Source organism: Parasphingomonas zepuensis (genome assembly GCF_036663735.1).
In the GTDB taxonomy this organism is placed as follows: Bacteria; Pseudomonadota; Alphaproteobacteria; order Sphingomonadales; family Sphingomonadaceae; genus Sphingomonas.
Genome location: NZ_JAXOJO010000004.1, coordinates 148,268 through 167,948, shown reverse-complemented (window position 1 = coordinate 167,948; position 19,681 = coordinate 148,268). Strand labels below are relative to the sequence as shown.

Genomic DNA, 19,681 nt, shown 5'->3' with positions numbered 1-19,681 from the left:
CCTTCGCGGGAGCACAATTAGGCTCCGACGCGAAAAGTTACACCGGCTTTGCGGGGATGGTCAGGCCGCGCTGCACAGCCGGCCGCGCCAGACCGCGTTCCAGCCAGGCGGCGACATTCTTGAAATCGTCGAACCCGACGATCTCGCGCGCCTCGTAAAAGCCGATCAGGTTGCGCACCCAGCCGAGCATCGAGATGTCGGCAATGGTATAGTCGTCACCGAGGAACCAGGTCCGGCCTGCCAGCGCGGCATCCATGACGCCGAGCAGGCGCTTCGATTCGTCGACGTACCGGCCAAGCGGGCGCTTGTCCTCCCAGTCCTTGCCGGCGAATTTGTTGAAGAAGCCAAGCTGGCCGAACATCGGCCCGACGCCGCCCATCTGGAACATCACCCATTGAGTCGCCTCCCAGCGCCCATTTGGGTTGGCGGGGATGAACTTGCCCGTCTTGCCGGCCAGATAGAGCAGGATCGCGCCGCTCTCGAACAGACCGATCGGCTTTCCGCCGGGCCCGGCTGGATCGATCATCGCGGGGATCTTGCCGTTTGGGTTGAGGGATAAGAATTCGGGGGACTTCTGGTCGTTGGCGGCGAAATCGACGAGATGCGGCTCATAGGGCAGCCCGGTTTCCTCGAGCATGATCGACACCTTCACACCGTTGGGCGTCGGCAGCGAATAGAGCTGGATGCGGTCGGGATGCGCGGCCGGCCAGCGCTGCGTGATCGGGAAATCGGACAGATCGGTCATGGAGGTCTCCTTCGCGCGCAAGATAGGAGCGCGGTTGCGCGCTTGCATCCATGCCGGCGCGATATAGCCAGAATGGACGGTTATGGGTATGGCGTAGCGAGACGGCGGACCGTGACCGGAGTGCGGCATGACGGTGATAGCCCATGGCGACAGGAAATATCGCACGGGGGAGCGGCTGAAGGATCCAGCCGAATGGTCGTCGCTGCGCGTCGAGCTCTGGCGGCACAGCCCCGGTGTCCAGTCCGACCTGATCCTCGACAGCACCGAGGTCGTGCTGCTCCTGGACGGTCGGTCCGGTATCCGCCGCACCGGCGACGGCGAACGGCAGGAAACGGTCTCGCGGCCCGGCATGATCTGGATCTGCCCTGCAGGGGTGCATGAACGCGATGTCGAGATGACGGCGTCGATCGAGTGCGTGCACCTGTTCCTGCCCCCAACCCTGATCGAGCAGAGTGCGCTGGCGGATTACGATCTTGATCCGGCCAAAACTCAGCTCGCCTATGCCGGCGGTTTCTCCGATCCGATGATCGCGCAGATCAGTTCGGCCTTTCGCGGGCTGCTCGATCGCGGGGCGCAACCGACCGACCGGCTGTTCGTCGATGGCATGCAGGCAGCGCTCGCCGCGCATCTGCTGGGCAGCTATTCGGCCGATCGCTGGAAGGCGCCGGCGCGTGCGCCCTCGATTGACGCGAGGCGGCTGAAGCGCGTGCTGGATTATATCGAGGCGCGGCTGGCGGAAGAGATTTCGCTCGAAGACCTCGCCGCGGTTGCCTGTCTCAGCCCCTTCCATTTCGCCCGGCAGTTCCGCGACACGATCGGGCAGACGCCCCACCGTTATGTCACGAGCCGCCGGGTCGAGGCGGCCAAGGCGAAGCTGGCGCTCAACCATTCTTTGCTGGTCGAGATCGCGCTCGATACCGGTTTCGGGTCACAGGCCAATTTCACCCGCGTGTTCGGCAAGGTCACCGGCCTGACGCCCGGCCAGTTCCGGGGCAGCGAGCCCCGCTAGCGCAGATCCCGCCTGCGCGGGATCGCACACAGCAAGATCTGCACATCGCTCCGCAAGATGTGAAAATACCGCCGCCGGGCGGCCGCCTAGACCTGTGTCATCGGAACGGGATCGCTGATCCCAGGCCGACCCCTCAAAGGCAGGAGACATGGGATGATGACCAGTGACCAGGCCCGCAAGATCATCGCCGCCGGCGAGGCACGGGCCGCGGAGATCGGTGTTCCGGTCAACATCGCGGTGCTGGATGCGGGCACACACCTGAAGGCGTTCGTCCGGATGGACGGCGCGGTGCTGGGATCGATCGACGTAGCGATGGGCAAGGCGCGGACCGCCGCGCTCTTCCAGACCACCAGCGAAGCCGTCTGGGATTACTGCAAGCCGGGCGCACCCGCGCCCAGTCTCCAGCTCAGCAATGGCGGCCTCATGACCTTTGCCGGCGGCATCCCCCTGACGGGCGCCGACGGCACGATGATCGGCGCAGTCGGCGTGTCCGGCGGTGCCGTCTCCCAGGACCGGGAGATCGCCGAAGCCGCCGCCGCGGCAATCGGCAACTGACCAACCACGTCTAACCCGATTTCAACCAACCCAAATTCGAAAGGACTTCATCATGACCAAGACCATCCTCATCACTGGCGCCGGCTCGGGCTTCGGCAAGGGCGCAGCCATCGGCATGGCCCGGAACGGCCACGACATCATCGCCACCTGCGAGGTCTCGCCGATGGTGAGTGCGTTGCGCGCCGAAGTCGAAGCACTCGGCCTGAGCGACAAGATCCGCGTCGAGCGCCTCGACCTCTATGACCCTTATGACATCAAACAGGCGCAGCGCTGGGATTTCGACATCCTGTGGAACAATGCCGGCCGCGGCGAGCCCGGTCCGGTCTGGGAAATCCCGGTCGATATCGTCCGCCGCAATTACGAAAACAACGTGTTCCTGCCGCTTGAGCTGACCCAGGCGGTCGTCCAGCGCTGGATTCGCGAAGGCAGGAGCGAGGGTAAGAAGGTCGTCTTCACCTCCTCCATGGGCGGCCTGTTCACCCCGGCCAACTGGGGCACCTATGTCTCGACCAAGCATGCCATCGAAGCGCTGGCCGAGGCGATGCAGCAGGAGCTCGCAGGCTATGGGATCAAGGTCCAGACGATCAATCCGGGCGCCTATTTCACCGGCTATAACGAGACGATGGCGGACAACCCCTTCCGCTGGCTCGACGACAGCAAGAACTTCACCAAGCGCGCCGACCTGCGCAAGGGCTTCGACGATTTCTTCGCGACGCCCGAAGGCAAAATGGACGCTCAGGAACAGATCGACGCGATGATCGAGATCGTGCCCGCCGACACCGGTAAGTTCCGCAACGTCTCCCCCAAGGCGATCGAGAACATGCTGAAAGCGCATCAGCTCGCCGCCTGGGAAAACCGGATCTGAGCCGACCTCGCGGCGCGGCAGACTTCCCCTTCTGCCGCGCCGGCCCGTCCCCGGGGTCTCACCGACCCTGGGGACCTCTTTTACCGAAAAGGATGGAGCCATGAATATCCGGACGATCACACCCTGGCTGGGCGCTCCGCTGCTGGGGATTTTCTCGATGCTGGCGGCGAGCATCGCCACCCCCGCCAACGCCGAAACGCCGCCCGCGCCCGAGCGCAACCGGGAGACGATCCAGCGCGCATTCGACGCCTGGGCCGCCGGCAACGGCAGCCCGTTCGACCTGCTCGCCGAGGATGCGCGCTGGACGATCACGGGCAATTCGGTGGCCGCGAAGACCTATCCGAACCGCGAGGCTTTCCTGCGCGAGGTCATCCGGCCATTCAACGCGCGGATGCAGCAGGGCCTGAAGCCGCGCATCCGGTCGCTTCATGCCGATGGCGATACGGTGATCGTGTTCTTCGACGCCCGTGGCACGGCGCGCGACGGCAAGCCCTATCTCAACACCTATGCCTGGTTCCTCGACATGCGCGCCGGGCGGATCATCCGGGCCTCCGCCTTCTTCGATTCGATCGAATTCAACGATCTCTGGTCACGCGTGCCCGCCACGGCGGAATGATCCGGACGGGAGGGCTCCGGTGCGAGCTCTCTCGCCATGAACGCGCCAAAGGCATCAGCCATGCGCACAAAGATTGGCCTTTGGGTCCGGGGGGTCTATGCGCCCGCAGATGCAAGCGACCGATCTTCGCGTGGCCGTGTTCAGCGGCAATTACAATTACACCCGGGACGGCGCGAACCAGGCACTCAACCTTCTGGTCGGCCATCTGCTGAGCAAGGGCGCCACGGTGCGCGTCTATTCGCCGACCAGCCGCCGTCCCGCTTTTGCGCCCACCGGCGATCTGGTCCGCGTGCCGTCGATCAAGCTGCCGGGCGGACGCGCCGAGTACAAGCTGGCGCTGGGTCTGCCACCCAAGGTCCGCCGCGACCTCGATGCCTTCGCCCCCAATTTGATCCACGTCTCGGCGCCCGACTGGCTGGGGCATGCGGCGGTGCGGTATGCGGAACGGAACGACATTGCCTCCGTCGCGTCCTATCACACGCGGTTCGAGACCTATGTCCGCTATTACGGGATCGGCTTCCTCGAGCCGATCATCATCAACGCCCAGCGCAAATTCTACTCGCGCGTCGACGAAGTGCTGGCGCCGAGCCTGATGATGGGCGAGATCCTGGAGGAATGGGGCGTGAAGGCGCATATCTCGCGCTGGTCGCGCGGGGTGAACCATGAGCGCTTCAACCCGGGCCGGCGCGATATGGCGTGGCGGCGGAGCCTGGGCATCGCCGACGACGAGATCGCGGTCGGTTTCCTCGGCCGGCTGGTGAAGGAAAAGGGCCTCGACGTGTTCGCCGAGGTGATGCACGCGCTCGACGCCCGCGGCGTGCCGCACAAGACCCTTGTGGTGGGCGAAGGCCCGGCGCGCGACTGGTTCGCCCAGGAGATTCCGGACGCCGTGTTCGCCGGCTTCCAGACGGGCGACGATCTCGGCCGCGCCGTCGCTTCGATGGACGTGTTCTTCAACCCGAGCGTGACCGAGACCTTCGGCAACGTCACGCTCGAGGCGATGGCCGCACAGGTGCCGGTCGTCGCCGCCCACGCCTCCGGTGCGGTCGGGCTGATCGATGACGGCGTCACCGGACTGATCGTCGGTCCGACCGACATCCAGGGCTATGCCGACGCCTTGCAACGTTTTTGCGAGGACGATGATTTCCGCCTCGCCGCGGGCCGGGCCGGGCACGCCAAGGCGGCCGGCTATCGCTGGGACACGATCAACCAGACGGTGCTGGACACCTATCTGGCTGTGCTCGCGCGGCGAAAAAAATAACCGCCTCCCGCCGGGGATCTTATTTCCAGTCGAACGCCAGCGGTGCTTCGCGAAAGGCGAAACGGTCGAGATGGCGCGCGACCGCCCCCTTCAGGCCTTCGAGCTGCGCGGCGGAGGTCGCGTCGATCCTGACGTCGAGCGTGTCGGCCCTGGCGTCGAAGGTGACGAGCCCGTCGCCGGGGTGATCGGCGCCGCGCGCGTCCTTCGGGAAGACGATCGTGCCGTGCTCCGGGGTGAACTCCACCGTCAGGTTGTGCTGCCAGTGCTTGCAGAGTTGCTGGAGATATTTGCTGCCACTTGCCGTCGGCACGCTGGCGGTTGCGCTGTCCATGAACGCGGTCCTTTCAGTGTTCGGTCTTCGGGGCCGGCGGCGGGTTCGATACCCAACCGCCGGCGCAATAGCTGCAAACGCGTCACGCGTTACTTCAGCCGCTCGATCTTTTGCGCGGCTTCGTCGATCAGCGCCGCCACCTCATGCAGCGTGTCGCCGTCGATCTCGCCGGCGCCGAGCTTCTGCTGCAGCACTGCCTTGAGGTTGCCCATGGCGCGGCGGATCGGCCCGCCGCTGGTGCGGGCGCGCATCGAGCCGAGATCGGTGAGCCGTGCGAACAGCGCCTCGACTTCCTCCTCGCGCTCGGTCAGCAGTGCCTTGCCCGCGACGGTGATCGCATAGAGCTTCTTGGCGCCTTCCGACTTCTGCTCCTCGATCAGGCCCATATCGTCGAGCATGGTGAGGGTCGGGTAGATCACGCCGGGGCTCGGCGCATAGGCGCCGCTGGTGCGCTCTTCGATCTCTCGGATCAGGTCGTAGCCGTGGCGCGGCTGCTCCTCGATCAGCTTGAGCAGCACGAGGCGCAGCTCGCTGCCGTCGAACATGCGCCGGCTGCGGCCGCCGCGTTCGCCCTCGCCGTGCACTTCCCACTGGAAGGAGAAGGGGCCGCGCGAAAAGCGCCCGCCCCGGGGGCCGCAACTGCGGCCATGCATATGATGAAACATTTTTGTTCGTCCTTTTTGTATCACGATAGCGCTAAGATATATCTTGAGTCGATTTTTGCAAGAGGAAAAATTTCCCGGTCCCCCACCAAAAAACCACCCTTCTCACCTGCCCTGGCTGCCGCCCGGAAAGGAATGTGCCTTGGGGTGGTTACGGCGCTCCCCCTCGCCTATCTTCCCCTGATGGCCGACCTTTTCGCGACGTTCGATCCGCCCGCCCGCGAGGCGCTTGCCGAGAATGCGCCGCTCGCCGACAAGCTGCGCCCTCGGCGGCTGGAGGACGTTGTCGGACAGGAGCATCTGACCGGGCCGGAGGGCGCGATCGGCCGGATGGTCGCGGCGGGGCGCCTTTCCTCGATGATCCTGTGGGGACCGCCCGGCACCGGCAAGACCACCATTGCGCGGCTGCTGGCCGATGCGGTCGACCTGCGCTTCGTCGCGATCTCGGCGGTGTTTTCCGGCGTCGCCGATCTCAAGAAAGCCTTTGCCGAAGCGCGCGAGCACGCGAAGATCGGCAAGCGCACCTTGTTGTTCGTGGACGAGATCCACCGCTTCAACCGTGCCCAGCAGGACGGCTTCCTGCCCTATGTCGAGGACGGGACTGTCACCCTGGTCGGTGCGACGACCGAGAACCCATCGTTCGAGCTCAATGCCGCCTTGCTCAGTCGCGCGCAGGTGCTGATCCTCCAGCGGCTCGACCGGGCCGCGCTGGAAAAGCTGCTCGACCGCGCCGAGGAGATCGAGGAACGGCCCCTGCCCCTCACCCCGGAGGCGCGCGACGCGATGATCGCCAGCGCCGATGGCGACGGCCGCTTCCTGCTCAACCAGGCGGAGACTTTGTTCTCGGTCGATCTGCCCGAGCCGCTCGATCCGGCCGGCCTGTCCGCCTTCCTGCAGCGCCGCGTCGCGGTCTACGACAAGGACCGCGAGGGGCATTACAATCTCATCTCGGCGCTGCACAAATCGATGCGCGGATCCGATCCCCAGGCCTCGCTCTATTATCTCGCGCGGATGCTGACCGCGGGCGAGGAGCCGCTATACGTGCTGCGCCGCATCACCCGCTTTGCCAGCGAGGATATAGGCCTCGCCGATCCCAACGCGCTGGTGCAGTGCCTCGCCGCGAAGGACGCCTATGAGTTTCTCGGTTCGCCCGAGGGCGAACTCGCGATCGCCCAGGCCTGCCTCTATTGCGCCGTCGCGCCCAAATCGAACGCGGCTTATGCAGCGCAAAAGGCCGCCTGGCGGAGCGCCAAGGAAACGGGTTCGCTGATGCCGCCGCAGAATATCCTCAACGCGCCGACCAAGCTGATGAAGGATATCGGCTACGGCAAGGGCTATGCCTATGATCACGACACGTCGGAGGGGTTCTCCGGGTCCAATTACTGGCCGGCCGAGATGAGTCCGCAGACCTTCTACAACCCGACCGATCGCGGCGTGGAGAAAAGGATCGCGGAACGCATGGCCTATTGGCAGGAGCTGAAGGAGCGCGGCGGATGAGTCTCGACTGGAACGGTATAACCGCCTTCGCGCTAGCCTTGCCCGATACCGAGCTGTCGACCAGCTATGGCAAGCCGGCGATCAAGATCGTCTCCAACGGCCGGGCCTTCCTCCATCCGAGCCGGGAACCGGATTCCTTCGTGCTCGCGATCGATCACGACACGAAGGAGATGCTGATGGAGACCGATCCGGACACCTTCTGGCAGACGCCGCATTACGAAGGCTGGCCGGGATTGCTGGTGCGCTACGACAGCGCCGATCCCGAGCGAGTCCACGCCATGATCGAGCGATCCCGCGACTGGACCGCCGCCCGCCCCCGGCCGAAGCCGCGCAAAGCAAAGGCATGAGCTTCAGCTGGGACGAGGCGGTCGCCTTCGCCCTGACCTTGCCGGGCGTATCGATGGGTGCCGGCGCGCGGGGATCGACCTCGCCACAAGTTCGCGGAAAGCAGATCGTCTCGCAAGGCCGGACGCCGGGCGATTTCGTGCTGCGCGCCACGCGCGAAGAAATCGGCGTGCTGATCGAGACCGACCCGGACTGTTTCTGGCAGACGCCGCAATATGAGGGCTGGCCCTGCGTTCTGGTGCGATCGGCGGTGGCCGATCCGGAGCGGTTGCGCGTGCTGATCGAGCGGGCCTGGTGGGATCGCGCCTCCGGCGCGCAGCGAGCGAGGCATGGTGGCGAGCGCCCCTGATCATTTCACCCGCTTCGCCGCGATCGACTGGTCGGGCGCGAAGGGCCTCCGGCATCCCGGCATCGCGCTCGCGATCTGCGAGGCCGGCGACGCGGCGCCGGTGCTGGTCGATCCGCCCGGCAAGGCCTGGTCGCGCACCGAGATTCTCGAATGGCTCCGTGCCCGCGCCGATGAGCCGCTGCTGACCGGCTTCGATTTCAGCTTCTCGCCGCCGATCCTCGAGCGCGGTGCCTATCTGCCCGGCGAGGATACGCCGGCAACCTCACGCGCCTTCTGGGGCTATGTCGATGCAGCCAGCCCTGACATGGACCTGGGCGCCGCCTCCTTCCTGGAGAGCCGGCGTGGGCGCCATTTCTATCTGGGGGCGGCCGACGGGCCAAAGGCCAGCTTCATCCACCTGCGCCGCAGCGAAATCCACTACAAGGCAGGCGGCGGGCACAAACCCTCTTCGCTCTACGACGCGATCGGGGCGGCCCAGGTGGCGAAGGCGAGCTTCGCGGGCATGCGACTGCTGCACCATCTGGGCGCGGCCATTCCGGTCTGGCCATTCGATCCGGTGCCCGACAAGGGCGCCATGATCGTCGAGATATACACCTCGATCGCCGCCCGCGCCGCGGGCAAGCGCAAGGGCCTGAGCAAGTTCCGCGACGGCGCAACGCTAGACGTGGCGCTCGCGACGATGGGATCTAAGCCGCATGCGCCGCTCACGCGCTATACCGATCACGCCACCGACGCGATTCTCACCGCAGCGTGGCTCCGCGCCAATGCGCGGCGTGCAGAGCTATGGCACCCGCCCGACCTGACTCGCGACATTGCGCACCGAGAGGGCTGGACCTTCGGCGTCGTCTGACGCATTGGGGCGCGCACCATGAATCGGGGTTAGCGCCCCAGCGCCGGTTTAGCTCAGCTGGTAGAGCAGCGGTTTTGTAAACCGAAGGTCGCGGGTTCGATTCCTGCAACCGGCACCACATACGAGTCCTGGACTGGCCTGGAGCCGGAAACGGAACGAGAGAAAGACTGACACCCGCCAGCATCGAATCGCTTAAGGCAGGGAAACACGTTGACCCGGCCACAGCCGGCCTCTCGCTTGAGATTCGGGCAGGCCGAAAGGAACTCTGGCACACCGCCGTCGCATCGCGCGGACCGGGGAACGGATCAAGATGACCCTTGATCCGTTTCCGGCGCACACGATTGCTTCTGCCCGTCAATGAGCTGCCGGCCGAGCGATCAGGTAGAGGCCGGTAGATCCCTTGCCGTTGAAATGACGGCGACCGAACGCGCCGAGATGATGATCGAGGATGCGCGCCTGCTGCTGGCCGAACCACACATTGGGAACGGGCGACTGCGCAAGGAAAGCGGGCACGGTCCGACGAAAGGAAGTGGCGCGATGGTGGATCCCGGAGCCCGCCAGTGCGGCAGCGTCAGCGGGCGGAACCGCGATGCTCCGCCCGCACGTTCGTGCCCGCCTTGGAAGGCTACGCGAGCCCCTGCCCGCCAGCGCATTCCGAATGTATCGAAATAGACGGGATTGGTCGGATAGTTTGACCCGGCGCCTCCCCCGCCGCCCGGCGCAACCGGAGGTTTCTTGTCCAACGGATTGTCGATCGTACCGAACAATTCGAAATTCTTCCCGCTGGACTGGCCAAACCGGTAGGACATGGCGAGCCCGAAATAGGTCGCAGCGTTCACCCTGTTGGTGCTGATGCTGTTCGGCAGGTTGGGATCATACCCCTTCTCCTCGGGCCCGGTCCGCTCGACGTTGAGGATGCCCTTGCTGAGGTGGCGCACACTGAACGTCGTATTGAAGGCCCCGGTGTCGTAGCTGAAGAAGCCATTCCAGATCCACGGCGGCGCCGGATTGAAATCACCGGCGTCGACCACTGGGCCCGATTGCCCCGCATAGTCGCGGCTGGGTACGGTCTGGTTCGGCTGGATCATGAAATCATATTGCCGGTTGCCGAGAATCCGCATGCCAAGCGTGCCATCGAGCCTGCTCGACACGTCGATGAGCGGCAACGGTAATCCACCTCGATATCAACCCCGCGCACCGTCAGATTGCCGAGATTCACCCGCCGGGCATCGACGAAGCTGATGTCGCGTGGCGATGCACGCGTGATCCGATCGCAGAACAGGTCGAACTGGTCGCAAAAGTCGACGATGCGCTGGCCGGTCAGCGAGGTCACCGCGTCCGTGATCTTGATCTAATACCAGTCGGCGGAGAGTTTGAGATTGCGGAGGAAACGCGGAGCGAAGACCGCACCGAGCGTGGTCGTATCCGCTTTTTCTGGGGTCAGCGCGAAGCTTCCACCGCCGAGGATCGGCGTCGGATCATCGCCGCCGGCCGACCCGGGGATGGCGGGGTTATCCACGATACCCGAAGTCGATCCCGGCTCGGTCGGGACGTTCTTGAGGAACAGCTCGCGGAACGAAGCCGCCCGGATATCACGCGAGCGTGATCCGCGCAGGCGAAACCCGCCCGCGACGTCGTAGGTCGACACGCCATCGCCTCCCTGCCGCGGCCCGATCTGAGACGCGCTGACGAACTGTCCGGGATCGAACTGGATGATGCCCTTGCCATCGTCGGTGAAACGGATGTTGCGCGCCGCAAGCGCCGCCGGCGCACGATCGCGTACGACGCCGCGCCGATCATTGAACGCCTGCTTCGATCCCGGCCCGACGACGAAGTTCGGCAGGGCGTCTCCGGGCGATCCGTTCACATTATAACCCGAGACACCGCCACCGGGCAAAATGACATTGGAATTGACGTAGATATCCCAACTTTCGGCACACCACAGCCGGACCTTCGAACAATCGCCGATGCCGTCCTGCTTCTGATACTCGCCGCCGATTACGACATGCCCGCGGCCATCGCGGTGGGGCTGCTCGCAGACCCAACTAGCCTTGATGGCGCCGGCACGGAGCGCACTGGATCAGCCTCTGGCCGCCTGGGAGTCTTCGTGCGGGCACGAACTTGCGAACGAAACGGTTGCCGACGATCCGTGTTTCAGGCCGAGGCCATGGGCGAGCGCTTTCATAACCGCGCGCGGTGGCGCGGTGGTGCACCGTCGGGCCAGCGAACCAGGCGCCCGTAGTCGCACACGAGATCCTGGCGACCGCCGAACTGCTCGAAGATTGCTGGCGTCGAGATCCGCCAGTTTGGTTCGTCGATCCTCATGGACTTTCCGCGTCCCCGTTGCTCTATGCTCGATGGTGTGATGCGATTGTCTAGAAGAGCGGCAGTTCGGCCAAGATTTCAGGCCAAGATTGCGTCACCGATCCGGCGCCCCTTGATCGGCACGGCAGCCGGGGACGCATGACAGCGATTGACGCTTCCACCCTGATCGCCCGGGCCCGAGCCGCCTATGGCGCAGGACGGCACGCCGAAGCCGCGCAGCTCGCCGGAGCGGCGCTGGCGGACCACCGCACCGAACTCGATGCGCTTGAAGTAAAGGCCCTCGCCCATCAGGCGCTCGGCGATATCGCCGAGGCCGAACGCCTGCTTCGCGCAGCGATCGCGGTCGCGCCCGAGCGCCATTGGCCGCGGGACGATCTCGCGAGGCTGCTGCTCGACGGTGGCCGGGCAAACCTGGCGGAACAAGTGTGTCGCGACGCGATTCAGGCGGATCCGGCCAATGCCAATGCGCAGGCGATGCTCGGCAATCTCCTGTCGGAGCGGGAGGAACTGGTCGACGGTGCCCGGCATCTCCGCGCGGCGATCGCCCTGGCCGGGCCGCACGCGCAGTTGCAGGCCAATCTCGGCCGCAATCTCGCTTGCCAGGGCAGGCTGGAGGAAGCCGAGCCTCTGCTCCGCCAGTCGATCGAGGCGGCACCCGACGTGCTTCCGCCGATCGCCTGGCTGGCCGAGCTGCTGGAACAGGACCGACGGTTCGACGAGGCGTCCGCCATGCTGGATGCTGCCGAGGCTCTGGCGCTGAAGCAAGGCAGCGACGTCACGCTGCAGCGCGCGATCTTGCTGTCGCGCACGCCCGACTGGCGCCGCGGCCTGGCGCTGCTCGACCGCGAGCGCAGTCTGTCGGGTGCGGCTTTGCTACAGCGCGGCCGGCTGCGCGATCGCGCCGGCCGCCACGACGAAGCGTGGCGGGATTTCACGACCGGCAAGGCCGCCCTGGCGGGCGTTTCCGGGCGAATATATCCGCGCACCGAAATCGATCGCCTCGTCGCGGAGCTGCGGGCGTTTTTTGCACCAACCAACCTGTCGCATCTGGTTCCCGCACCCGTCCGCCCGGACATACCCCAACCGATCTTCATCCTCGGCTTTCCGCGCTCCGGGACAACCCTGACCGAACAGGTCCTCGCCAGCCATTCGGGCATTCGCGCCGGCGGCGAACTCCCCTTTGCCGCCGAACTGTCCGCGATCGCTGCCGAACGCAGCGCCGGGGCCTATCCGGCCAGCTTCGACGCGCTGGCCGCCCCAATGCGCGCGAGCCTCGCCACCGAATTGCGCGACCATTATCTCGCCCGTGCTGGGGCCTATGGGTTGCTCGCGCCCGGCGCCACATTCTTCACTGACAAGATGCCGCTCAACGAACTGTATCTGCCCCTTCTCCGCCTCGCCTTCCCCGCTTCTCCCCTGATCAGCGCGACACGGCACCCGCTCGACGTGATGGTGTCCGCGATGAGCCATGATTTCACGCACGGCTTCGACTGCGGCTACCGACTGGAAGATGTGGCGCACCACTATGCGACGATGGCGGATCTGGCGGCACATTGGCGCGCTGCGCTCGGTTTCCAGTCTCATGCATTGGGTTATGAACACCTCGTCGCCGCGCAGGCGCCAGAGACCACCGCGCTGATGGCGCATCTCGGCCTGGCGATGGAGCCGGCACAGCTCGTCTTCCACCAGTCCCGCCGTTTCGCGCCGACGCCGAGCTATGCCCAGGTGCAGGAGCCACTCAACGACCGCTCGATCGGTCGCTGGCGGCATTATGCGGATGAACTCGAGCCGGTACGCCTGGTGCTGGAAGACGCGATCGCGCGCGGCGGTTATGCCGCCTGAAGCCCCGTGGCGATCGCTTCCGCCTCAGCACCGATGATGAGGTGAAGCGTGGCCGGCGACGGCCGCGCGATCAGCCGCACCCCGAGTGCCGTCAGCCCTGCCTCGTCGACCCGTTCGGGATCTTCCAGGTCGAGCCACAGCCGGCTCGACGCAGAGCCCGCCGCTATAACATTGGCCCGCCCGCCCAGCGCCGCGAGCCACGGCGCCGGATCGGCGGCGGCGACCGCTGGGGATGCCAAAGCTGGCGCGGGACTAGCGGGTGCGCCGGCCGCAGCGCGCATCTCCATCGCGACGGCATCGGCGATCGGCCCGAGCACGACCTGCAGCCCCTGCGCCGAGGGCCGGATGAAGCCCCTCGCGCCGAGCGCCCTCAGCCGCGCTTCGCTGACCTTGTCCTGATCCGCGACGACCAGCCGCAGCCGCGTCGTACAGGCATCGATACTGACGAGATTGGGCCCGCCGCCCAGCGCCGCGACGAACGCCGCGCCGCGCTCGTCCGGCGCGTCGCCGATCTCCTCGCCGACGGCTTCCGCTTCCCGGCCCGGCGTCTTGAGGTCGAACCGCAGGATCGCCCAGCGGAATACGCCGTAATAGATCCCGAAATAGGCGAGCCCGATCGGGATCAGAAGCCAGGGCCGCGTCGACTTCGAGAAATTAAGCACATAATCGAGAAACCCCGCCGAAAAGCCGAAGCCCAGCTTCACGCCGAGCATAGCCATCACTGCCATCGCAGTCCCGGTCAGCACCGCGTGGAGCAGATAGAGCAACGGCGCTAGGAACATGAAGGTGAACTCGATCGGTTCGGTCACCCCGGTGAGGAAGGCGGTCAGCGCCATCGACAGGAACATGCCCCCCACCGCCTTGCGCCGCTCGGGCAGCGCCGAACGATACATGGCGAGGCAAGCCGCCGGCAGGCCGAACATCATCACCGGGAAGAACCCCGTCATGAAGCCACCCGCGCTCGGGTCGCCCGCGAAGAAGCGGTTCAGGTCACCGGTCGCGCCGTGATAATCGCCGATGATGAACCAGGCGACATTGTTGATGATGTGGTGCAGCCCGGTGACGATCAGCAGCCGGTTGAGCAGACCGTAGAAGAACAGCCCGACCACCCCGGCATGGACCACGCCGTTGCTCAGGGCGTCCATCCCGCCAGTAATGGGCGCGAAGCCGAAGCCGACCAGGGCCGCGAGCGCCAATCCGGCCAGGCCGGAGACGATCGGCACGAACCGCCGACCACCGAAAAAGGCTAAATAATCGGGCAGCCGCACATTGGCGTAGCGGTTGTAGCACGCCCCCGCGATCAGCCCCGAGGCAATGCCGATCGGCACCGAAAGCCGAGCGATCGCCTTTGCCCGCCACGCTTCTTCGGCGATACTCGCCAGCGCCTTGGGTACGCCGGCGAGGATTTCCGCCGGAACGACGAACAGCGCCATCGCACCGCGCGTCGCGACCAGGAAGCACACGATTCCGGCAAGCCCGGCCGCGCCATTATTGTCCTTCGCAATGCCGACGGCGATGCCGAGCGCGAACAACAGCCCGAGATTGTCGAAGATAGCCCCGCCCGCCGCCGCGACGAACGGGATGTCGAGCAGATCGGGCTGGCCGAGCCGCAGCAACAGGCCCGCGACCGGCAGGACCGCGATCGGCAGCATCAGCGCGCGTCCGAGCGGCTGGAGCCATTGCAGCGAGAGCTTCATGCGGCATGCTCCAGCAAAGGATCGACCAGCGCCCGAACGGCAAGGGCGTTGGGTGCGTCGAGTGCCTGCGCCGCCAGCGTGCGGCAGGCCGCAAGGCCGAGCGTGCGGACCAGCGCCTTGGTCTCGGCCACTGCGGCCGCGGGCACCGACAATTCGGTGACGCCAAGGCCGATCAGCAACGGGATCGCCGCCGGCTCCGCGGCAAGTCCGCCGCACACACCGGTCCAGCGGCCATGCACTGCGCCGCCGCGCACCGTCTCCGCGATCAGCCGCAGTATCGCGGGATGAAGCCCGTCCAGCCCCGCCGCGACCGCCGCGTTGGTGCGATCCCGGGCGAGCGTATATTGAGTCAGGTCGTTGCTGCCGATCGAGAAAAACGCGGCATCGGCCGCCAGCGACGCGGCGGAGAGCGCCGCCGCCGGCGTCTCGACCATGATGCCGAGCTCGGGCGCCGCAACGCCCATCGCTGCCGCCAGCCGATCGAGCACGGTCCTCGCCTCAAGCAGCTCGCGGCGATCGGCGACCATCGGCAGCATGATCCGGAGCGGCGCCTGCGCCCGTACGCCGAGCAACGCCCGCAACTGGGTATCGAGCAAGCCCGGCACCGCCAGTTGCAGCCGAATGCCGCGAAGGCCAAGCGCGGGATTCTCCTCTGCCGCCATCGGCAGATAGCTTGCCGGCTTGTCGGCCCCGATATCGAGCGTGCGCACGATCATCGGACGCGGCCCCAGCGCGTCGGCGATCGCCTGATAGGCACTGCGCTGCTCCTCCTCGTCCGGCGCCGCGGCCCGGTCGAGGAACAGGAACTCCGTGCGCAACAGCCCGCATCCCTCGGCGCCCTCCACGACCGCTGTCCGAGCATCGGCAACCGAGCCGAGATTGGCGAAGACCTCGATCCGGCTGCCGTCAACGGTCACCGCCGTCTCCTGCGCGCGTGCCACCGCCGCGCGGCGACGAACGTCCCGCACGGCGGCGGCGGCGCGAAGCAGGCCCACACTCGCTGCGTCCGGGGCGATCGCAAGGTGCCCATCGGCGATCACCAGCTGGGTGCCATCCGCGATCATGGCGAGGTCGGGACCAAGCGACACAAGGGTCGGCAGGCCGAGCCCGGCGGCGATGATCGCGACATGCGATGTCGGCCCGCCCTTCCCCGTCGCAATGCCAGCAAGGCCGGCATCGGCGAACGCCATCAGCTGCGACGGCAGCAGGTCTTCGGCGATCAGGATCGAACCCGCCGGCGGGCGCGGCATGTCCGGCGCTCCGTACAGCGCGATCAGAACGCTGCGCTCGAGATCGAGCAGATCGTCCGCCCGCTCGGCAAAGCGCGCGTCGCCGGTGTTGCGCAACGCATCGGCATGGCCGCCGATCGCCCCCCGCCACGCGGCGCCGGCGCTCGCCCCGGCAGCTATCGACGCCATGCTGGCCGCGTCGAGCTCGGGATCGTCGAGGAACGCCAGATGCGCAGCGGCGATCCCGGCCTGTGGCCCGTGCCCTTCCGCCTCGGCGCGCAGGCCGACACGAACATGATCCCTGGCAGCGGCCAGCGCGGCGCGCTCTGCCTCACCTGCTGCCCCTCGATCGGGTATCTTCAGCTCGACCGCCGACACCCGAAAGGCCGGCCCGATTGCGATACCCGGCACGGCGATCACGCCCCCCAGCGACGTCGGCGCGGGCCGCGTCACTGCCGCTGGCGCTTCGACGATTGCGCGATATTCGCCCATGCCGCTCGCCAGCAGCTCGGCGATCGCGTCCACGCCCGCAGCATCACTGCCGCGGACGGTCACCGGGCCACCATAAGGCAGCGCCAGTACCAGCATCGCGACGGCACTGCGCGCCGATGCGACCCGGCCGTCCGGCCCGACCAGCTCAAGCGGCCCCGCATAGCCGCCGGCCAGCGCGGCAACGCGCGCAGCCGGCCGGGCGTGAAGTCCCTGCGCCAGCGGCAGTCGCAGCGTGCGCGAGGCGGTCGCCATCCGGGTCTCGACCGCCACCGCCACTCCGGTCGGAACGAGCTCGAACAACGGCGCGCCGGCCACAATCGCCCGGCCAGCCGTCACGGGCTGAAGCGTGAAAGCCTCTCCATTGGTAACCACCACCGGCGTGACCAGGCTTTTTGCTGTACGCGCGAGCCGGTCGAGATCGAAGCCGATCAGCAAATCCCCCGCCGCGACCCGCTGTCCATCGGTGACGTGCCGCGTGAAACCCGCGCCCCCCAGCCCGACCGTCTCAAGCCCGACATGCAGCAGCAGCACCGGCCCGGCGTCGAGCTGCACCGTCACCGCATGGCCGGCGGGATGGACCAAGACGATTACCCCGTCGCCCGGCGCCACCAGTTCGCCCGCGATCGGATCAATCGCCACACCGTCGCCCAGCATCCTTTCCGCGAACACGGCGTCGGGAACTTCGGCCAATGGCGTGATCCAGCCGGCCAGCGGGCTGAGAATGGCAACGCTCAACGGCTGGCGTCCAGCGTCAGCCGATCGAGCATCCACAACGGATCGGGGCCGGCCTGGGCAAAGGTGACGCACAGGTCGTGTCGGCCAGTCTGCGGCGCGATCGAACCCGCTATGCGCGTGACGCCGGCGTTCGCCGCCGCCATGCCCAGCGCAATGCTGCCGATGACTGGCCCCGTACAGGAATCGCGTCGCACCAGCAGCTCGCCCTTCGGGGTGCGCGGCCTGTCGAACACGACCTTGGCCAGATCAGCGCCGATCGAGAAGTTGAACGGCACCTGCCCTACCTCTGCCGAGATGCGGGTCACGCCGTCGAGCGCCGCCGCCTTCCATATCCAGCAAGGCCGCATGATATCCCCGAACAGCACCCGACGCGTCCCCGCGGTTGCGCCATCATCCTCGAGCCGCAGCGCCACGCTGGACGAGCACAGTTCCAGCTCCGCCGTGCTGCGGGTGCGTGCCAGCGCGGCGTCGATCCGCCATGTTCGGCCGATGCCGAGCGCCACGTCGCCGGCAAAAGCCTGCGCGCGAAGCTGCGTGCCGGTCTCCAGCGTGAGCGCTTCACGATAGGCCGGCGAACCCGAAACGGGCGCTGTCCCGTCGATCGTATAGCGCACAGTCCCGATACCCGCCGGCTGGCGCAACGCCACGCTCACCCGTTCCCCCGTCGCATCGAACCGCGCCAGCGGCTCGAGCGGCGTAAGGTCATAGCCAAGCCCAATCGCGCGATAGCGATCGAACTCGGACGGCAGCCGCGCCGCGAAGCTCGTCCAGTCGCGCCGCGCCGCCGGCGTCCAGCCAAGCTCGGCCAGCGCGGCGGCGCGCGGCCACAACATGCGGTCGGCATAGGCGGTGGTGCGGATATGCTCGGTCCACAGATTGACCTGCACCCCGATCAGGTGCCGCCGCAGCTCGGGCGCCAGCGCCGCCGGTGCGGTATCGAAGCTGTAGACATGCTTCCAGTCCATCACCCCGGCGCGCCCGGGCGGTTCGTCGGCCGCCTCGCTCTGGAAATGATCGAGATAGAAATCGGGCGACGGCGCGAGGATCGCGTCGTGCCCCAGCTTCGCCGCGGCGACCGCCCCGTCGATCCCGCGCCACGACATCACCGTCGCCGATGGCGGCATCCTGCCTTCGAGGATCTCGTCCCAGCCCAGCATCAGCCGCCCGCGCTGTTTCAGGTGATCGGCGATGCGCGTCATGAACCAGCCCTGGAGATGCGCTTCGTCCGCGATGCCGAGCGCCTTCATCCGCGCCTGGGTCGCCGGGTCGGCCTTCCACTGGTCCTTTACCGCCTCGTCGCCGCCGACATGGATGTAGCGCGACGGAAACAGCGCGATCACTTCGTCGAGCACATCGGTCAGGAAGCCGAAGGTCGCGTCGTCGGTGCCGAACAGATTGTCCATCACGCCCCAGCTCGACAGCGGCGCGGCCGGCGGCGTGGCGGTCACGCCGAAACGCGGATAGGCGGCGATGGCTGCGCTGGCATGGCCGGGCATCTCGATCTCGGGCACGATCATGATGTGGCGCGCGGCAGCATAGGCAACGATCTCGCGGATCTCCGCCTTGGTATAGAAGCCGCCATAGCGCACCGGCTTGCCCGTCTTCGGATCGAACCCCGCCGCGCCCGCCGGCCGGCGCCACGCGCCGACCGAGGTGAGCCGCGGATATTTGTCGATCTGCACGCGCCAGGCCTGATCGTCGGTCAGGTGCCAGTGCAGGATGTTGAGCTTCTCCATCGCCATGCGATCGATCAGCTGCTTCACATAGGCCGGCGGTTGGAAGTGGCGCGCAGAATCCAGCATCACGCCGCGCCACGCAAAAGCGGGCACATCGTCGATCGCCAGCGCCGGGATGCGACCATCCTGTGAAGCGGCGATCAGCTGCCATAAGGTCGTCGCGCCATAGAACAGGCCGGCATCGCTGCCGGCCGAGATCGTTACGCCGCCCGGCGCGATGCTCAGACGATAGGCTTCACTCCCGGTGATGGCGGCATCGCGGCGAAAGCGGATCGCCCCGTCCGGTGCGAGAACCAGTCTGGGCCCGCCGGTCCGCCCGACCAGTTCGGCCAGCCGTCGCGCCGCGGCAACGGCGCCTGGGTCGTCGGCGGAAATGCTTGCCCGGGACAAGGAAAAACTGCCGGCCTGCAATGTCACGGCAGCCGGCAAGGGCAGCAGCGGCAGGTCGGGAGCGGCCCATGCCGCCGCCGGCATGCAGAGGAACATGACGGCGGCGGAAAGGAAGCGGCGCATGGCGCGATCCTACGCGGTACGAATGCT

The 19,681-nt window shown here is 66.8% G+C and carries 19 protein-coding genes and 1 tRNA gene; 11 read left to right on the top strand and 9 right to left on the bottom strand.

What is annotated here, in order from left to right; translation table 11 throughout:
- Positions 1-37: 37 nt before the first annotated feature.
- Positions 38-745 (bottom strand): glutathione S-transferase family protein, encoded by a 708-nt coding sequence (locus U1769_RS15935; protein WP_332717927.1) that lies wholly within the window; start codon positions 743-745, stop codon positions 38-40.
- Between the two features lie 127 nt (positions 746-872).
- Between U1769_RS15935 and U1769_RS15930 the strand changes: the two genes are divergently transcribed.
- The 5 genes from U1769_RS15930 (at position 873) to U1769_RS15910 (ending at position 5,051) form a co-directional block, all read left to right on the top strand.
- Positions 873-1,754, top strand: coding sequence for a helix-turn-helix domain-containing protein (locus tag U1769_RS15930; protein WP_332717925.1), 882 nt, complete (start codon positions 873-875; stop codon positions 1,752-1,754).
- Between the two features lie 156 nt (positions 1,755-1,910).
- Positions 1,911-2,309 carry a GlcG/HbpS family heme-binding protein gene (locus U1769_RS15925; protein ID WP_332717923.1) on the top strand — a complete coding sequence of 133 codons (399 nt, stop codon included), beginning with the start codon at positions 1,911-1,913 and terminating at the stop codon, positions 2,307-2,309.
- 52 nt (positions 2,310-2,361) lie between these two features.
- Complete coding sequence (locus tag U1769_RS15920; protein WP_332717921.1) at positions 2,362-3,174, top strand: SDR family oxidoreductase; 813 nt, start codon at positions 2,362-2,364, stop codon at positions 3,172-3,174.
- Positions 3,175-3,274: 100 nt separating this feature from the next.
- On the top strand, positions 3,275-3,790 hold the full coding sequence (locus U1769_RS15915; protein ID WP_332717919.1) for a nuclear transport factor 2 family protein: 516 nt from the start codon (positions 3,275-3,277) through the stop codon (positions 3,788-3,790).
- A 109-nt stretch (positions 3,791-3,899) separates the two neighbouring features.
- The gene (locus tag U1769_RS15910; protein WP_332717917.1) at positions 3,900-5,051 is read left to right on the top strand and encodes a glycosyltransferase family 4 protein; all 1,152 of its coding nucleotides are present in this window, start codon (positions 3,900-3,902) and stop codon (positions 5,049-5,051) included.
- A 19-nt stretch (positions 5,052-5,070) separates the two neighbouring features.
- Here U1769_RS15910 and U1769_RS15905 read toward each other — a convergent pair whose 3' ends face one another.
- Complete coding sequence (locus U1769_RS15905) at positions 5,071-5,382, bottom strand: DUF2218 domain-containing protein (RefSeq protein WP_332717915.1); 312 nt, start codon at positions 5,380-5,382, stop codon at positions 5,071-5,073.
- Positions 5,383-5,471: 89 nt separating this feature from the next.
- Complete coding sequence (locus U1769_RS15900) at positions 5,472-6,047, bottom strand: PadR family transcriptional regulator (RefSeq protein ID WP_332717913.1); 576 nt, start codon at positions 6,045-6,047, stop codon at positions 5,472-5,474.
- Between the two features lie 180 nt (positions 6,048-6,227).
- On the opposite strand from U1769_RS15900, the gene U1769_RS15895 reads away from it, so the two are divergent.
- The 5 genes from U1769_RS15895 to U1769_RS15875 all read left to right on the top strand — a co-directional run bounded on the left by U1769_RS15895 (position 6,228) and on the right by U1769_RS15875 (position 9,203).
- Positions 6,228-7,541: a replication-associated recombination protein A gene (locus U1769_RS15895; RefSeq protein ID WP_332717911.1), complete on the top strand. Its 1,314-nt coding sequence runs from the start codon at positions 6,228-6,230 to the stop codon at positions 7,539-7,541.
- Positions 7,538-7,888 carry an MmcQ/YjbR family DNA-binding protein gene (locus U1769_RS15890; protein WP_332717909.1) on the top strand — a complete coding sequence of 117 codons (351 nt, stop codon included), beginning with the start codon at positions 7,538-7,540 and terminating at the stop codon, positions 7,886-7,888. The genes U1769_RS15895 and U1769_RS15890 overlap by 4 nt, the downstream gene beginning before the upstream one ends.
- A complete protein-coding gene (locus U1769_RS15885; RefSeq protein ID WP_332717907.1) occupies positions 7,885-8,235 on the top strand; it encodes a hypothetical protein in 351 nt (116 codons plus the stop codon). The genes U1769_RS15890 and U1769_RS15885 overlap by 4 nt, the downstream gene beginning before the upstream one ends.
- Positions 8,216-9,085: a hypothetical protein gene (locus tag U1769_RS15880; RefSeq protein WP_332717905.1), complete on the top strand. Its 870-nt coding sequence runs from the start codon at positions 8,216-8,218 to the stop codon at positions 9,083-9,085. The genes U1769_RS15885 and U1769_RS15880 overlap by 20 nt, the downstream gene beginning before the upstream one ends.
- 42 nt (positions 9,086-9,127) lie before the next feature.
- A tRNA-Thr gene (locus U1769_RS15875) sits at positions 9,128-9,203 on the top strand.
- A gap of 259 nt (positions 9,204-9,462) precedes the next feature.
- Here the strand turns inward: U1769_RS15875 and U1769_RS15870 are convergent.
- From U1769_RS15870 to U1769_RS15860, 3 genes are read right to left on the bottom strand one after another with little or no spacing between them, the layout of a single operon-like run.
- The gene (locus U1769_RS15870; RefSeq protein WP_332717903.1) at positions 9,463-10,206 is read right to left on the bottom strand and encodes a hypothetical protein; all 744 of its coding nucleotides are present in this window, start codon (positions 10,204-10,206) and stop codon (positions 9,463-9,465) included.
- Positions 10,170-10,418 carry a hypothetical protein gene (locus tag U1769_RS15865; protein WP_332717901.1) on the bottom strand — a complete coding sequence of 83 codons (249 nt, stop codon included), beginning with the start codon at positions 10,416-10,418 and terminating at the stop codon, positions 10,170-10,172. The genes U1769_RS15870 and U1769_RS15865 overlap by 37 nt, the downstream gene beginning before the upstream one ends.
- 18 nt (positions 10,419-10,436) lie before the next feature.
- On the bottom strand, positions 10,437-10,952 hold the full coding sequence (locus tag U1769_RS15860) for a hypothetical protein (protein WP_332717899.1): 516 nt from the start codon (positions 10,950-10,952) through the stop codon (positions 10,437-10,439).
- A gap of 596 nt (positions 10,953-11,548) precedes the next feature.
- Here U1769_RS15860 and U1769_RS15855 point away from each other — a divergent pair.
- Positions 11,549-13,252, top strand: a complete 1,704-nt coding sequence (locus U1769_RS15855; protein ID WP_332717897.1) for a tetratricopeptide repeat-containing sulfotransferase family protein — start codon at positions 11,549-11,551, stop codon at positions 13,250-13,252.
- Here the strand turns inward: U1769_RS15855 and nagE are convergent.
- The 3 genes from nagE to U1769_RS15840 are packed head-to-tail and all read right to left on the bottom strand — an operon-like array spanning position 13,240 to position 19,654.
- Positions 13,240-14,949 carry an N-acetylglucosamine-specific PTS transporter subunit IIBC gene (nagE, locus tag U1769_RS15850; RefSeq protein WP_332717895.1) on the bottom strand — a complete coding sequence of 570 codons (1,710 nt, stop codon included), beginning with the start codon at positions 14,947-14,949 and terminating at the stop codon, positions 13,240-13,242. The genes U1769_RS15855 and nagE overlap by 13 nt on opposite strands.
- The gene (gene ptsP / locus U1769_RS15845; protein WP_332717893.1) at positions 14,946-17,405 is read right to left on the bottom strand and encodes a phosphoenolpyruvate--protein phosphotransferase; all 2,460 of its coding nucleotides are present in this window, start codon (positions 17,403-17,405) and stop codon (positions 14,946-14,948) included. The genes nagE and ptsP overlap by 4 nt, the downstream gene beginning before the upstream one ends.
- Positions 17,402-19,654, bottom strand: a complete 2,253-nt coding sequence (locus tag U1769_RS15840; protein WP_332717891.1) for a family 20 glycosylhydrolase — start codon at positions 19,652-19,654, stop codon at positions 17,402-17,404. The genes ptsP and U1769_RS15840 overlap by 4 nt, the downstream gene beginning before the upstream one ends.
- Positions 19,655-19,681: the final 27 nt, after the last annotated feature.

What these genes read in the sequence shown, in the direction of transcription:
- U1769_RS15920 (WP_332717921.1), top strand. Translation starts at nt 2,362, where the DNA reads ATGACCAAGACCATCCTCATCACTGGCGCCGGCTCGGGCTTCGGCAAG.
- U1769_RS15870 (WP_332717903.1), bottom strand. Translation starts at nt 10,206, where the DNA reads ATGCGGATTCTCGGCAACCGGCAATATGATTTCATGATCCAGCCGAAC.
- U1769_RS15840 (WP_332717891.1), bottom strand. Translation starts at nt 19,654, where the DNA reads ATGCGCCGCTTCCTTTCCGCCGCCGTCATGTTCCTCTGCATGCCGGCG.
- U1769_RS15935 (WP_332717927.1), bottom strand. Translation starts at nt 745, where the DNA reads ATGACCGATCTGTCCGATTTCCCGATCACGCAGCGCTGGCCGGCCGCG.
- U1769_RS15915 (WP_332717919.1), top strand. Translation starts at nt 3,275, where the DNA reads ATGAATATCCGGACGATCACACCCTGGCTGGGCGCTCCGCTGCTGGGG.
- U1769_RS15900 (WP_332717913.1), bottom strand. Translation starts at nt 6,047, where the DNA reads ATGTTTCATCATATGCATGGCCGCAGTTGCGGCCCCCGGGGCGGGCGC.
- U1769_RS15910 (WP_332717917.1), top strand. Translation starts at nt 3,900, where the DNA reads ATGCAAGCGACCGATCTTCGCGTGGCCGTGTTCAGCGGCAATTACAAT.
- U1769_RS15855 (WP_332717897.1), top strand. Translation starts at nt 11,549, where the DNA reads ATGACAGCGATTGACGCTTCCACCCTGATCGCCCGGGCCCGAGCCGCC.
- U1769_RS15930 (WP_332717925.1), top strand. Translation starts at nt 873, where the DNA reads ATGACGGTGATAGCCCATGGCGACAGGAAATATCGCACGGGGGAGCGG.
- U1769_RS15925 (WP_332717923.1), top strand. Translation starts at nt 1,911, where the DNA reads ATGACCAGTGACCAGGCCCGCAAGATCATCGCCGCCGGCGAGGCACGG.
- U1769_RS15905 (WP_332717915.1), bottom strand. Translation starts at nt 5,382, where the DNA reads ATGGACAGCGCAACCGCCAGCGTGCCGACGGCAAGTGGCAGCAAATAT.
- nagE (WP_332717895.1), bottom strand. Translation starts at nt 14,949, where the DNA reads ATGAAGCTCTCGCTGCAATGGCTCCAGCCGCTCGGACGCGCGCTGATG.
- U1769_RS15880 (WP_332717905.1), top strand. Translation starts at nt 8,216, where the DNA reads ATGGTGGCGAGCGCCCCTGATCATTTCACCCGCTTCGCCGCGATCGAC.
- U1769_RS15885 (WP_332717907.1), top strand. Translation starts at nt 7,885, where the DNA reads ATGAGCTTCAGCTGGGACGAGGCGGTCGCCTTCGCCCTGACCTTGCCG.
- U1769_RS15890 (WP_332717909.1), top strand. Translation starts at nt 7,538, where the DNA reads ATGAGTCTCGACTGGAACGGTATAACCGCCTTCGCGCTAGCCTTGCCC.
- U1769_RS15895 (WP_332717911.1), top strand. Translation starts at nt 6,228, where the DNA reads ATGGCCGACCTTTTCGCGACGTTCGATCCGCCCGCCCGCGAGGCGCTT.